Annotated in this window: 10 protein-coding genes; 6 read left to right on the top strand and 4 right to left on the bottom strand. The window is 66.7% G+C overall.

What is annotated here, in order from left to right; all coding sequences use genetic code 11:
* Positions 1 to 891 (bottom strand): ESPR-type extended signal peptide-containing protein (locus tag EGJ34_RS16455; protein WP_260477029.1); only part of this gene is annotated, 891 nt, incomplete at its 3' end.
* A gap of 720 nt (positions 892 to 1611) precedes the next feature.
* Between EGJ34_RS16455 and EGJ34_RS16450 the strand changes: the two genes are divergently transcribed.
* Positions 1612 to 1926, top strand: coding sequence for an addiction module antidote protein (locus EGJ34_RS16450; RefSeq protein ID WP_125361578.1), 315 nt, complete (start codon positions 1612 to 1614; stop codon positions 1924 to 1926).
* A 96-nt stretch (positions 1927 to 2022) separates the two neighbouring features.
* On the opposite strand, the gene purL is transcribed toward EGJ34_RS16450, so the two are convergent.
* Entirely contained in the window at positions 2023 to 5907 is a 3885-nt protein-coding gene (gene purL / locus EGJ34_RS16445) for a phosphoribosylformylglycinamidine synthase (RefSeq protein ID WP_125361577.1), read from the bottom strand.
* A gap of 284 nt (positions 5908 to 6191) precedes the next feature.
* Here purL and EGJ34_RS22865 point away from each other — a divergent pair, with 284 nt between their 5' ends.
* The 4 genes from EGJ34_RS22865 to EGJ34_RS16425 all read left to right on the top strand — a co-directional run bounded on the left by EGJ34_RS22865 (position 6192) and on the right by EGJ34_RS16425 (position 11785).
* Positions 6192 to 8294: a glycosyl hydrolase family 18 protein gene (locus EGJ34_RS22865; RefSeq protein WP_125361576.1), complete on the top strand. Its 2103-nt coding sequence runs from the start codon at positions 6192 to 6194 to the stop codon at positions 8292 to 8294.
* 156 nt (positions 8295 to 8450) lie between these two features.
* Positions 8451 to 9530 (top strand): hypothetical protein, encoded by a 1080-nt coding sequence (locus EGJ34_RS22290; RefSeq protein WP_185750212.1) that lies wholly within the window; start codon positions 8451 to 8453, stop codon positions 9528 to 9530.
* A 487-nt stretch (positions 9531 to 10017) separates the two neighbouring features.
* On the top strand, positions 10018 to 11136 hold the full coding sequence (locus EGJ34_RS16430) for a hypothetical protein (RefSeq protein ID WP_125361574.1): 1119 nt from the start codon (positions 10018 to 10020) through the stop codon (positions 11134 to 11136).
* 79 nt (positions 11137 to 11215) lie between these two features.
* Positions 11216 to 11785 (top strand): hypothetical protein, encoded by a 570-nt coding sequence (locus EGJ34_RS16425; protein WP_125361573.1) that lies wholly within the window; start codon positions 11216 to 11218, stop codon positions 11783 to 11785.
* Positions 11786 to 11839: 54 nt separating this feature from the next.
* Here the strand turns inward: EGJ34_RS16425 and EGJ34_RS16420 are convergent, their stop codons facing one another.
* Positions 11840 to 12625, bottom strand: a complete 786-nt coding sequence (locus EGJ34_RS16420) for a thioredoxin fold domain-containing protein (protein WP_125361572.1) — start codon at positions 12623 to 12625, stop codon at positions 11840 to 11842.
* Positions 12626 to 12770: 145 nt separating this feature from the next.
* Between EGJ34_RS16420 and EGJ34_RS16415 the strand changes: the two genes are divergently transcribed.
* A complete protein-coding gene (locus tag EGJ34_RS16415; RefSeq protein ID WP_125361571.1) occupies positions 12771 to 13106 on the top strand; it encodes a hypothetical protein in 336 nt (111 codons plus the stop codon).
* Here EGJ34_RS16415 and EGJ34_RS16410 read toward each other — a convergent pair.
* Positions 13091 to 13914 (bottom strand): site-specific tyrosine recombinase XerD (locus tag EGJ34_RS16410; RefSeq protein WP_148100513.1); only part of this gene is annotated, 824 nt, incomplete at its 5' end. The genes EGJ34_RS16415 and EGJ34_RS16410 overlap by 16 nt on opposite strands.

Genomic DNA, 13914 nt, shown 5'->3' with positions numbered 1-13914 from the left:
GCCGATGGCGGTTGCGCCGTCCGCGCTGGCTTCGGCCAGACCGCCAATCGCGGTGGCCGCGCCGTTTTCGCTGGCGGCGAACGAGGACGCACCGAGCGCAACGTCGCCAAGACCGATCGCCACGGCATTCTGGCCGACTGCCGTGCTGGCATCACCCAGCGCGAGACTGGTGTGGCCGAATGCGGTGCCGCCCAGGCCTGCTGCAATGGCATCGGTGCCGACCGCCGTGGTGGCGTTCTGCAGTGCCTGGCTGCGGTTGCCCAGCGCGATGGCACCATCGCCATCAGCGGTGGCGCTTGCACCCGCCGCCAATGCACCTTCGCCATCAATGGTGGCTGCATCGCTGTTGTTGTTCTCGCCATCGGCCTTGAAGTAGCGCGTGGCACCCTCGGCCGTTGCCGCGACCTGGTCCAGCTGTGATTTGTTCACCGCGTCGGTGGCGGCGGTACCGGCGGCAACGTTGGTCACCTGGCGTTCCCTGCCGGCATCACCGACCGATACCGAGTTGGCGCGGGTGGCCTTCGAGCCTGCGCCCAGCGCCACGCTGTTGGCACCCGAGGCGGTGCTGTTGCTGCCGATGGACACCGAATTCGCGCCCGACGCGGTCGCGTTGCCATCCACCAGGCAGCTGTCGATGACGCTGCTGTTGAGGACCACGCAGTTGGCATTGCCGCCGATCTCCACCGACTGCGCGCGCGCGTCGTGCGGAGCGCCCGCCAACCCGACCCCCAGTGTCAGCGCAATGGCGGCGCTGAGCAGCGCGCTGCTGCGTTCGCCGTCGGATCGTCGCTGGTCGATGACCACGCCAGGTGACTGGCTGCTGGCCAACTCGGAGGCAACGACCATCTGCCCCAGTGCTTTGTTCCAGACCTTGCGATAAATCCGATTCATCGATGCGACTCCTGGTTGGCTGGTTTTAGGCAATGCGACGCCAACGCCAGGTCATATGACCCAACGTCCCCTGAGGGCGTTTTTCGCTTGATTTACTGCGTTGTGCCGGACGGCGCGCGATCAGCGCGGGTAGTGCACAGAGAACTCGCCATCCTTGCGGTTACGACCGAACTGAACACTTGCAAAATGAGAACTCAGTGTTAACGCAGGGTTTTCAGAACGTCAAGACTTTGACGTGAGAAATTGTTCTAACGCGAGAAGCGTCACACATTTGACTACTCATGCAGCGGATTTGTTAGCTGCGCGTGAGCGTTTTTCATCACGCAAGAATGTGTGTGAAACGCGATGTAACTCATTGCCGCGACTTGAAACGCGCGAAAGTGATGCACGCAAAGTTCACGCGACCTTCACTTCAGAGAGGGGATTTCGCTGCGAATCCATTTGCAGGCGGTGCGTAGTTCGCGCGCAACCGAAATTGCGCGCCGCGGCACGGCCTGAGCAGCAGGTTGCGCTGGACGCCCGCAGACCCGGCAGGCGGCGAGAGTGCTGCGATGGAAATTGGAAAGCACTCTGCCGCGCCGCGCTGCATGGTCGAGCAACGGCGGTGCCGAGGTCGCCACATTCGCGGCCCTAACCGTGAACTGCTGCCTTGCTCCGGCATAAGCGTGCCTACGCGCCCGTATGTATTGGCGCGATTGGCAAAACAGGCGGAGTTGAGCGATGAGAGACCGCACACACGATTCAGCAATGGCAGAGGTCTTCCGCAATGACCCTGGCTATGCCATTGAACTACTCAACAGCATTCTGGAAGATGGTGAGCAGGGCGAACTCTTGATCGCCCTGCGCCAGATGGCAGAAGCGTTCGGCGGCGTACGCCAGGTGGCGCAACGTGCGGAGCTCAACCCGAATCAGCTTTATCGCACACTTTCAGAAAGGGGAAACCCCGAGGTTAGAAGCCTCACTGCGATTTTGAAGGCGATGGGCCTACGACTGGCCATCCAGCCACTCGATGCGGCACCCCTCGCCCATCGATGAACGAAGGTGCGCCCAAGCCGTCGGACCATGAGAAGTCCGGAAATGAGAAACCGCCGTATCACCGGCGGTTTCTTTTTTAGCTGCTGGGCACCCTGATCAGCCCACCCACACCCGCGCATTGCGGAACATGCGCAGCCAGGGCGAGTCACCCTGCCAGTCGGTCGGACGCCAGCTCAGGTTGAGCGCACGCGGGGTGCGTTCCGGGTGCGGCATCATGATGGTGACGCGGCCGTCGGTGCTGGTCAGGCCGGTGATGCCGTCCGGCGAGCCGTTCGGGTTCAGCGGATACTGGCTCGCGGCGTTGCCGTCGCCGTCGATGTAACGCAGCGAGACGCGTGCTGCGGCCTGGTCGACCGGGCTGGCGAACACCGCACGGCCTTCACCGTGCGCCACCGCCACCGGGATGCGCGAGCCGGCCATGCCACGCAGCAGGATCGACGGCGATTCCACCACTTCCAGCAGCGCGGTGCGGGCTTCGAACTGCTCGCTGGCGTTGCGACGGAACTGCGGCCAGTGCTCGGCACCGGGAATGATGTCCTTGAGCTGGCTCAGCATCTGGCAACCATTGCAGACGCCCAGCGCGAAGCTGTCTTCGCGGGCGAAGAACGCTGCGAAGGCATCGCGCAGCGCGCTGCGCTCCAGCACCGAGGTGGCCCAGCCGCGGCCCGCACCCAGCACGTCGCCGTAGCTGAAGCCGCCACAGGCGGCCAGACCGGTGAAGTCGGCCAGGTTCACGCGGCCTTCGATCAGGTCGCTCATGTGCACGTCGTAGGCGGTGAAGCCCGAGCGTTCGAAGATGTTGGCCATCTCGATCTGGCCATTGACGCCCTGCTCGCGCAGCACCGCCACGCGAGGACGCGCGCCGGTGTTGATGAATGGAGCCGCCACGTCTTCATTGAGGTCGAAGCTGAGCTTGGTCTTCAGACCCGGGGCGTTGAAGTTGCGTGCCACGGCGCGCTCTTCGTCCGCCGCCTCCGGGTTGTCACGCAGCTTCTGCATGGCATGGGTGACCGACCACCACGCATCGAACAGCGCTTCCCAGCGCCATTCCGCCAGATTCTGGCCCTGCAGCGAGACCCGCACCACCGGTCTAGTGGTCGGACGGGCGATGCGCTGCGCACATTCGGTCAGCGCATGACGCTCGACCAGGTCGGCGAACGCGGCGCGGTCTTCGCGGGCGATCTGCACCACCGCACCCAGCTCTTCGTTGAACAGACTGCGGAACGGATCATCGCCCCACGCGTCCAGTGCGATGTCCAGGCCCTGGCGCGAGGCGAAGGCCATTTCGCACAGCGCCGCGAACGCACCGCCGTCGCTGCGGTCGTGGTAGGCCAGCAGCAGGCCGGCCTGGCGCGCGTCGCGGATCAGCTCGAAGAAGGCGCGCAGGCGCTGCGGGTCGTCCAGATCCGGCACCGCACCGGCAAACGCCGGCAGCGCGCTGTGATCGGCGTGCACCTGGGCCAGGATGGAGCCGCCCAGGCGCTGCTTGCCGGCACCGAGGCCGATCAGCCACAACTCGCTGTCGGTCTCGCGGTCCAGCAGCGGGGTCAGCTGGGTGCTGGCATCGGCCACCGGGGCAAACGCCGAAATGATCAGCGACACCGGCGACACCGACTTGTGTGCTTCGCCCTGGTCGTGCCACTGCGCCTGCATCGACAGCGAGTCCTTGCCGACCGGAATGCTCAGGTCCAGCTGCGGGCACAGCTCCATGCCCACCGCGCGCACCGCGTCATACAGCAGCGCGTCTTCACCGGCGTGGCCGGCAGCGGCCATCCAGTTGGCGGAGAGCTTCACCGTTTCCAGTTCATCCACCGGGGCCGCGCACAGGTTGGTGATCGCCTCACCGACCGCCATGCGCGCCGACGCGGCGGCATCGAGCAGGGCCAGCGGCGTGCGCTCGCCAATCGCCATGGCTTCGCCGGCCACGGTGTCAAACCCGGCCAGGGTGATGGCCACGTCGGCCATCGGCAGCTGCCACGGGCCGATCATCTGCTCGCGCGCGGTCAGGCCGCCCACGCTGCGGTCACCGATGGTGACCAGGAAATTCTTCGAGGCCACCGACGGGTGCGCCAGCACGCGCAGGCCGGCTTCCTGCAGGTCCAGGCCACCGGTTTTCAGCGCTGGCCACTTCGGTGCCGCCGGGTGCGCGGTGTCGCGGTGCATCTTCGGCGGCTTGCCGAACAGCACGTCCATCGGCAGGTCGATCGGGGCGTCGGCCGGAATGTTGCCCACGGTCGCGCCGTAAGCGACCACCAGACGCTCTTCAGCGGTGGCCACGCCGACCGCTGCGAACGGGCAGCGCTCACGCGCGCACAGCGCGGCGAACTCGGCCAGACGGTCCTGCGGCACGCCCAGCACGTAGCGTTCCTGCGATTCGTTGCACCACAGCTGCATCGGCGACAGCGACGGGTCGTCGGTGGGCACCTTGCCGAGGTCGATCACGCCACCGACGCCGGAGTCGTGCAGCAGTTCGGGAATGGCGTTGGACAGACCACCCGCGCCCACGTCATGGAACCAGCGGATCGGGTTGTCCAGGCCCAGCGCGACGCAGCGGTCGATCACTTCCTGGCAGCGACGCTCCATTTCCGGGTTGTCGCGCTGCACGCTGGCGAAGTCGAGATCTTCGGCGCTTTCGCCCGAAGCCACCGAACTGGCAGCACCGCCGCCCAGCCCGATCAGCATCGCCGGACCACCCAGCACGATCACCGCGTCGCCGGGCTGCAGGCGCAGCTTCTCGACCTGCACGCGGTCGATCGCGCCCAGGCCACCGGCCAGCATGATCGGCTTGTCGTAGGCGCGGGTCAGGCCGTCGCCTTCGGGCAGTTCGAAGCTGCGGAAATAACCCAGCAGGTTCGGACGGCCGAACTCATTGTTGAATGCCGCGCCACCCAGTGGGCCGTCCAGCATGATGTCCAGCGCCGGGGCCATGCGCGGGTTCAGCGCGCGCGGCGCTTCCCACGGCTGCGGCAGGGTCGGAATGCGCAGGTGCGAGACCGAGAAACCGGTCAGGCCGGCCTTGGGCTTGCCGCCGCGACCGGTGGCACCCTCGTCGCGGATCTCGCCACCGGCACCGGTGGACGCGCCCGGGAACGGGGCAATCGCGGTCGGATGGTTGTGGGTTTCAACCTTGATGCAGAACGCCGAATCGACCACCGCTTCGCTGCGGTACGCACCGGTGGCCGGGTCCGGGCGGTAACGCGCGGCCGGGTGACCGGCGACCACCGCCGCATTATCGCTGTACGCGCTGAGCGTGTGCTGCGGGGTCTGCTGGTGGGTGTTCTTGATCATGCGGAACAGCGAATGCGGTTGTTCGGCCCCGTCGATGGTCCAGCTGGCGTTGAAGATCTTGTGCCGGCAGTGCTCGGAGTTCGCCTGCGCGAACATCATCAGTTCCACGTCCGATGGCTTGCGACCCAGCTCGCCGAAGCGCTGGCGCAGGTAGTCGATTTCGTCCTGGGCCATGGCCAGGCCGAGGCGGCGGTTTGCGCCTTCCAGGTCGTCCAGCGCCACGCGTTCCAGTTCACCCCGGGCCGGCGCGGTGAACAGCGCCTGGGCCTGGTCGGTGGACGCCAGCACGGACTGGGTCATCGGGTCGTGCAGAACGCGGATCACCGCGTCGCGCTGGCCGGCATCAGCCGGCCAGCCGGCCAGGTCGATGCGCAGGCCACGTTCCACCCGCCGGATCGGCTGCCCGGCTCCGCGGACCAGTTCGGTGGCCTTGCTCGACCACGGCGACAGCGTGCCCAGACGTGGCACCACGAAGTGCGATACCGCACCCGCATCCAGCGCGGCCAGTTCCGGCTGCGCTTCCAGGATACGGCTCAGGATCACCGGGTCCGGGGCCGCATCGCCCTCGGTCTGGATGAAGTAGACATGCCAGACACCGGTGATGCGCAGATCGGCGACCAGGGACTGCAGGCGGGATTCAAGACGTTCGCGGCGGAACGGCGAAAGGGCGGATGCGCCCTCGAGGACCATCATGTCCGGGGAACCGTGGTTGGGAACGGGGCCCACTATTCTAACCTCACGGGCCTCTGGCCCGTGAGGTCCGTCTCCGACGGCCGGTCGCCTGAAGTTTGCGCTGGCTCACGGATTGCCAACGGATTCCATGACAACGTTGCCACGACCCGCCTGGTGTGCATGCCAGGCGGGCCACCGTCCGCCCCCTCTAGCTGTTGCCGGCCCTCTCTCACCGGCCCCGGACCTGCTGCAACGCGGGGCGGCAGCCCGCCGCCCCGCGCCCCTGACCTGATCGGAGAATGACCATGACGGACCCGATTCTGCGCAGTACGGTGACATCGATATCCTCACGCCCCACCGCCCGCCATCGACGCTGGCTGCTGGCCCTCGCCCTGGCTTCGGCCACGCTGACCCCGGCGCTGGCGCAGGCCGCCAACTGTACCGGGGCTCCGGAGTGGAACGCCTCGGTGATCTACCTGGCCGGCACCACCCTGCAGAAGGGCGGTGTGCTCTACCGGGCCAACATCGACATCTGGAACGCCCCGCCGGACCATCCGGCCGGCGCGCCCTACTACACCAACCTCGGAGCCTGTGACGGTTCCGGCAGCAACCAGCCGCCCAGCGTCAGCCTGACCTCGCCGTCCAACGGGGCCAGCTTCAGCGCCGGCAGCACCATCACCGTGAGCGCCAATGCCAGCGACAGCGATGGCTCGGTCAGCAAGGTCGAGTTCTTCCGTGGCGGCACCTCGCTGGGGGTCGATACCAGCGCGCCCTACAGCGTCAGCTGGACCAACGCCAGCGCCGGCAGCCACACCTTCAAGGCGGTGGCCACCGACAACAACAATGCGGTCACCTCCTCGGCCACCGTGACGGTCACCGTCAACGCAGCCAGCAACGACACCACCGCGCCCAGCGTGCCCGGCGGCCTGAACTCGCCTTCAAAAACCGCCAGCACCGTCAACCTGGCCTGGAATGCAGCCACCGACAACAGCGGCGGCAGCGGCGTGGCCGGCTATGACGTGTACCGCAACGGCAGCCTGGTCGGCTCGCCCAGCGCCACCAGCTACACCGACGGCGGCCTCACGGCCAGCACCGCCTATACCTACACGGTGCGTGCGCGCGACAACGCCGGCAACGCCTCGGCGCAGAGCGCGTCGATCAGCGTCACCACCTCGGCCGGCGGCGGCAACGGCGGCAACAAGCGGGTGATCGGCTACTTCACCCAGTGGGGCATCTACGGCCGCAACTACCGGGTAAAGAACATCGACACCAGCGGTTCGGCCAGCAAGCTGACCCACATCAACTACGCCTTTGGCAACGTGCGCAACAACCGCTGCGAAGTGGGTGTGACCATTCCTTCGGACCCGAACACCGGGGCCGGCGGCGACGCCTTCGCCGACTACACCAAGGCCTTCCAGGCCGGCGAAAGTGTCAGCGGTGCCGCCGACACGTGGGACCAGCCGCTGCGCGGCAACTGGAACCAGCTCAAGCAGCTCAAGGCCAAGCATCCGAACGTGAAGGTGCTGATCTCGCTGGGTGGCTGGACCTGGTCGCGCGGGTTCTCCAGCGCGGCGCAGCCGGCCAACCGCCAGGCGTTCGTTGCCTCGTGCATCGATGCCTACATCAAGGGCAACCTGCCGGTGACCGACGGAGCAGGCGGCGCGGGTGCGGCAGCGGGCGTGTTTGACGGCATCGACATCGACTGGGAATACCCGGTGGCCTGCGGCCTGGCCTGCGGTACCCCGGCCGACAATGCCAACTTCACCGCGCTGCTGGCCGAGTTCCGCCGCCAGCTCGATGCGGTGCGCCCGGGCCTGCTGCTGACCGTGGCGGTCGGCGCGGGTATCGACAAGATCCGCGTCACCGACCCGGCCGCGTACCACCAGTACCTCGATTACATCAACGTGATGACGTACGACTTCCATGGAGCCTTCGATCCGATCACCGGTCATCACTCGGCACTGTTCGACTCGCCGAACGACCCGTCCAACGGCGACGTGAAGCTGTACAACAGCAACGATGCGATGGAGGCCTTCCTGGCCCGCGGCGTACCGGCCAGCAAGCTCAACCTGGGCATTGGCTTCTACGGGCGCGGCTGGACCAACGTACCCAACGTCAACAACGGCCTGTACCAGACCGGCAGCGCCGCGCCCGGTACGTACGAGGCCGGCATCGAAGACTGGAAGGTGCTGAAGAACCTCAACCATCCGACCTTCACCGATGCGAACGCGCGCGCGACCTGGAGCTACAACGGCACCACGTTCTGGAGCTTCGACACCCCGGCGCTGATCACCGAGAAAATGGGCTACGTGAAGACGCAGGGCTTCGGCGGTGCGTTCTTCTGGGAGTTCAGCGGTGACGATGCACAGGGCACGCTGGTCAATACCGTCAGCAATGGCTTGAAGTAAGCCGCCTGCACGCGGGGCCGGCCACGGCCCCGTGTGCACTACGCGCGCACCATGGCTGATGGTGCGCGCACCTGTGAAATTCTGCACAAAGTTGCAAAGCGTGCACGCGGCTTACGGCTCAAAGTGAGCACTCCTCATCACCACGGAGTGCTTTCGTTGACCACGTTCACCAGCTGGGTGCAGAACACCTATTCGATGTTGAAGCACCTGCCGCAAAGCCAGAAGTATCATCTGAAGTCCACGCAGGCTCCCATTGTGCGTGGCTTCCGCAAGATTCCCGGATCGCCATCGGAGATCCGCCTGCACACCCTGGGCAACCGCAGCGAGCGCCCGCAGCGCCAGGCCGACGCCGGCGCATTGCGTACCCCTTCGCCCCCACGTTCCCTGCAGCGCTCACTTTCGCCGCCGGCACCCGCAACCCGCCCCACGCCGACCCGGGTCCATCTACCCGTGGTGGCCAGCTGGCTGCATGACCGGTGGGTTCCCGGGCAGGTGAGTGCGCGCATCGCCCAGTTCGAGTCAGTGAAAGATGTGGGCATCGCGACGCTGGCAAAGCCGAAGCCTGCGCCCGCCCAGGAAGCCCGCCCTCTGGATCAGACCACCGCCGCGAAGGCCATCGCCCGGCCGGTCAAGCGCCAGGCACCGCAACCGCCAACGGAAAAGGCACACGCCCAGCCGTCCGCGCCTCCCGCGCCGCCGGTCCCGCCGGCACCTCCTGTCGCCGACAGCCGACCTCTGGCCCGCACCAACTCCGCCCCGGAGCCCACGCAGGATCGGGCGGCGATGTTTGCGGAGTTGATGAAACACCCGCTGCTGCGTGGCCAGTCGGCACCGGAAACCACGGGGACCACCCGCGAAGAGGCATCCGGCGGCCATCCGCGGCAGCACGCGACATCGTCTACGGTTCCCCGCAAGGATCGCCCACTGGATTCGTTCCAGCGTAATCTCAAAGCCCGCATCGGAACGCGCAGACCCGCCGCGGCGATCGAGGTCAGCGCGGAAGTGCAGCGCCAGGCGGAGCTCCTGCGTGCGCGCCGCGAAGCCGAGCGCAATGCGGGCACCCGCGATGTGCCACGAAAGGGCGCGGAGGCGACCAGTCCCGTGTCCGGATGGTCAGCTTCCGACACCTTCAATGCACGGCGCACGCCCACGGCCGCCCAGGCGAATCTGATCGATGAACTGAAGCAGGTGCAGCGCACGCTCGGTTTGCAGGCCAAGCGGCTTCAGAGCCGCTGATCGCATCGCGATTGGCGGAGCTCCTGCATGGGGGCACCGTCAATCGCGCTTCCGTATCGGAGACGTCAACCATGAAAACATCAGCACTTCCCCAAGTCACTCAGCGCCCGCCAAGCGGAACACGCGTAATCGATCTCCCGCCCGGTGGAATCCGGATTCCTCGGCCGTCGCTCAGGACCTTACAGACCGTTCACAACGCCACACAGACCGCGACCACCCTACCTCGGACGACCTCCGCCGGTGGCGACGACGAGGGTTGGGGATCGGATTTTGAAGACGTGTCCTGGACCCAGGAAGAGCAGGACTATTTCGACGCGCGCTTCCGTTGGGAGGACCGGCAGATGGCAGGCGTGTCGGGTGAAAAGCCACCGGTTCCGCCGAGGAGCTGGGCGAAATAACCAAAATGGAATCAGGCGGATGCAAGAAATCTGATAGTTCAGAGGTCCGCAATTCCGGAGCATGGGCGTTCCTACATGCTGCGCCCGCCATGCTTCTCTCATTGCCCACTGCCAACCGGATCTCGTCCTGGATTCAACACCTGCCCGGCATTCAGAAGGGAACTTCGCCCGCCCGGGCGCTGCCTCGCCTGGTAGACGTGCGCAACGGAGCTGCCCTGACCGCGCCGGCGGGGCGTCTGTTCACCCGGAACCCGGCACTGTCCGGCACCTTCGCCTCAGGCACCCAACTGCGTTCGCAGCTTCAGAAGCTCGGCAACCTCGGTACAGGTGTCACCCCCGTTTCACGACGGATCGCCTCGCTGAATGCCCACCCACACGCCGTTGAGCGCCACGCGATCTGCCTGCCAAAGTGCGAACCGACCCGACCTCCACCGCGCGCAAGTGAGCTGCACCCCAAGGCCTTGCTGCAGCAGGCACGGCTTGCTCTGCCACCGCACGGGCCGCTGGTGGGCACACAAGGCCGCGCGCACGTAGACACGGACGCACTGGCCGCGCTGCAGCCATCAGCGGAACGGGCCTTCTCTTTGATCGAAACGGTCAATCCGGCCTGCTACAACCCGCTGTTCGTGCGCATGGACGTGCACGAAGCGATCGCTGTGGAAGACGACTTCGGCGACGCAGCCCTGCTGACGGACCTTGAGCAACTGGCGAGCGAATGCAGATTCCTGCGCGAAGAGACCGAGATCCGCGGCGTGGTGCCGGATCTGGGCGCACCGCGCCTGCACGACGCCATTCTTGCTGGCGAGCCGGGCATCGTCTCACGGCCTGCCGATCTCCTTCAGCACCTGCTCGAGCAGGAATTGAAGATGTATCAGGCGGCGCTTGAATCGGGCGAACCCTCGCGTACGGCCCCTGCCACGCTCGATTCCGAGCCGGCGTCCCGCTTCCGCACCCCAACCGGTCAGTTCAACGCCCTTCTCGCCGAAATCCGGAACTTCAAAAGAAGTGCGCCGGCGACCGAACACCAGCCATCCAGCGTTGCCTCCCCGGTAACCAGCCCCACCGCGCTCGTGTTTGAGAACGCACTCCGGACGATGGTGAGCGTGCACGGAGAAAGCAATCTCAGCGGGGCATCAGATGGCGAGTCCGATGTCGACGCCTCCGCGCGCGATGGCGGCGGTGAGACCGATTCCGAATGGGACGACTGAACTGCTGGATCGCACAGCAGTCCATCCGCGCACCTTGCCTGTCCCGCCCTCCCTCTGATTCCCCAAAAACGAGAACCCCATGCCGATTGGCAAGCTCCTCAACCTTCCCGCCGCTGCTCGCACTCCCTGGGTGTCCAAAGCGCCCGCAATGCTCGCAAAAGCGGACCGTGCCAAGCCGATGCTCCCCGCCCAGACGGCCGCCACCCTCGCCTACAAGATGAACCGGATTGCCAATGGGTCGGCTTGCGGAGCGCGGGCGGCAGCTGACCCTGGCCCTGCTCCGCGCGCCGTCGCCACAGGCCGACCCGGCCTTGCGCAGCTGTTGCAGATTGGAAATCCGCGCACTCACGTGTCCGTTCCGTCACGTCAACCCGCTGGCACGGGCACGCACAAGGATCTACGCAGCGAGTTGCAGACCGTCCTCGCGAAACGGGGTCAGTCCGAGGTGACAAGCGAAGGGTTCGGTGCCCGGGTGACGAACGATCAGCGGCAGTTGCCAGCAGCGGATCTGGGAACACCGCTGCCGCATCGCGCGTTTGATCACCGCATCGGCCCACCCCAAGCGCCCGCCTTGATCGCTGAAATGCTGGAACGCCACGCCCAGCGCCAGGAACGGCTGGCGCAGCTGGGGGCGCTGATCAAGCGGTAACGGCGTGCCTTGCGCGGCAAACTCCGCGCAAGGCTTCACCCCCGGCTGCCAGACTTACTGGCCCAGCTTGTCCAGCGCCTGCTTCATCTGCGCCGGGGTGATGTAGCCGCCCAGCTGGGTGCCGTCGGCGGCGAAGATCGCCGGCGTACCGCTGACCCCGACCTGCTGGCCCAGGGTGTACTGCATGGCCACCGGGTTGGTGCAGTTCTTCGGCGGGACCGGCTCGCCTTCCTTCGCCGAGGTCAGCGCCTTGCGGCGATCCACCGCGCACCAGACCGAAATCATGTCGGTGTAGTCCTTGCTGCCCAGGCCCATGCGCGGGAAGGCGACGTACTCCACCGAGATGCCCATGCGGTTGAGCTCGGGCACGTCCTGGTGCAGCTTGCGGCAGTAGCCGCATTCAATGTCGGTGAACACCGTGATGGTGTGCCTGGGCTGCGCCGCGGCAAAGATGATGCGGTCGCCCTTGGCGATACCGTCCAGCTTTTCCTTGCGATGCTGCAGCAGGGCGGTGCTGCTGGCCGGACGCCGCGCCTGGATGTCGTAGGGCTGGTCCTGGATCAGGTAACGACCGTCATCGGACACGTACAGCACCTGCCCGCTGACCAGCACCTCGCGGAAGCCCGGGAACGGAGCCGCGCCGATGAAGTCCGGCTTGAAGTTGGCATTCAGACCCTTCAACGCGTCGCGAACGGTCTTTTCGGCCTCGGCCGAGGAAGCCGGTGCGGCGGCAGCGGGGGCGGAGGCTGCCGCGGTGGAACGCGCGGCCGGGGTCGACGGCTGGGCGCAGGCGGTCAGGCTGAGCGCGCCCAGCAGGGCAACGACGGAAACTCGGAGCATCAGGGCAATCCACGGAACATTGGTAGCCCCGATTCTCGCACAGCGCTCATGACGACGCGTTTCGCCCAACGGAAGATGGCTTTCTGAAAGCGGGGGAGTCAACGCGCTTCGATGCTGGCCTCTGGCAGCCCCAATGCGAGGTCCCATGCACATCCGCCCCCACACCCTGGCTTTGTACTTCAAAGCGCAGGTGCTTCGCCGCCTGCCCGCCCAGGTCGAACTGGCCCACCACCGACCGGAGCGCTTCTTCGACGTGCTGCTCAGCATCCGCCGGCGCGAGGAGCAGATCGGCACCCGCTATGTCCAAGGGCGCATGTCCGCCCGGGCAGTCATCCGCGAAGCCAACACGCTGATGTCGCTGCGCAACGCGCTGTACCGGGACGTGGGACGACCCGGTGCCCCGCCGATGTTCAATGACGAGCTGAGTGCCATCGTCCGCACCCACATTGCCCCGGCGCTGAAGGCCTACCCGCGCGGATGATGCCGCGCGTGCAGCTTCTGCAGATGCTCGCGCGCCACCAGCGTATAGATCTGGGTGGTGCTGAGCGAGCTGTGGCCAAGCAGCATCTGCAGCGCGCGCAGGTCCGCGCCACGATTGAGCAGGTGGGTCGCAAAGCTGTGGCGCAGGCCGTGCGGGCTGACCCGGGCCGGGTCAATGCCGGCCACTGCCGCATACTTTTTCACCAGGGCCCAGAACTGCTGCCGGTTCAGCGGATGCAGTGAAGGCTCGAGGAACAACGGCACGCTGCCGTCGCGGCCGGCGGGCACCGCGCGTTTGCCGGCCAACTGCGGTCGCGCCTCGCTGAGGTAGCGCTCCAGCCAATGCTGGCTTTCCTCACCCAGCGGTACCAGTCGCTCCTTGCTGCCCTTGCCGGTGACCCGAAGCACGCCCTGGCGCAGATTGACCGCGTTGGCCGGCAGTTCCACCAGTTCGCTCACCCGCAGGCCGGCGGCATACATGAGTTCCAGCATGGCGCGGTCGCGCAGGCCCAGCGGCTGTTCCACATCGGGAGCTGCCAGCAGCGCGTCGACCTGGCTTTCGGCCAGCGCCTTGGGCAGCAGCCGCGGCAGGTGGGGCGGGTCGATCAGCGCGCTGGGGTCTTCGCTGCGCTGGCCGCGGCGAACCGCGTCGGCGAAGAACGCGCGCAGTGCCGACAGCAGGCGGGCGTTGCTGCGCGCTGACCAGCCGTGCCGGGCACGCCAGGCCAGGTAGTCGAACACGCCGTTGCGGTCGATGCCGGCCAGCCCCTGGCCGGCCCCGTCGCGCCAGCGCGCCAGGCCCTCGAGGT

It is taken from the genome of Stenotrophomonas sp. 278 (assembly GCF_003935715.1).
Classification (GTDB): domain Bacteria; phylum Pseudomonadota; class Gammaproteobacteria; order Xanthomonadales; family Xanthomonadaceae; genus Stenotrophomonas; species Stenotrophomonas maltophilia_AH.
This window is presented reverse-complemented; position numbering and strand designations above follow the sequence as displayed.

Bases quoted from the DNA above. Each gene is read 5' to 3' on its own strand.
- EGJ34_RS16430 (WP_125361574.1), top strand. From the start codon at position 10,018: ATGCTTCTCTCATTGCCCACTGCCAACCGGATCTCGTCCTGGATTCAA.
- EGJ34_RS22865 (WP_125361576.1), top strand. From the start codon at position 6,192: ATGACGGACCCGATTCTGCGCAGTACGGTGACATCGATATCCTCACGC.
- EGJ34_RS16450 (WP_125361578.1), top strand. From the start codon at position 1,612: ATGAGAGACCGCACACACGATTCAGCAATGGCAGAGGTCTTCCGCAAT.
- purL (WP_125361577.1), bottom strand. From the start codon at position 5,907: ATGATGGTCCTCGAGGGCGCATCCGCCCTTTCGCCGTTCCGCCGCGAA.
- EGJ34_RS16420 (WP_125361572.1), bottom strand. From the start codon at position 12,625: ATGCTCCGAGTTTCCGTCGTTGCCCTGCTGGGCGCGCTCAGCCTGACC.
- EGJ34_RS16415 (WP_125361571.1), top strand. From the start codon at position 12,771: ATGCACATCCGCCCCCACACCCTGGCTTTGTACTTCAAAGCGCAGGTG.
- EGJ34_RS16425 (WP_125361573.1), top strand. From the start codon at position 11,216: ATGCCGATTGGCAAGCTCCTCAACCTTCCCGCCGCTGCTCGCACTCCC.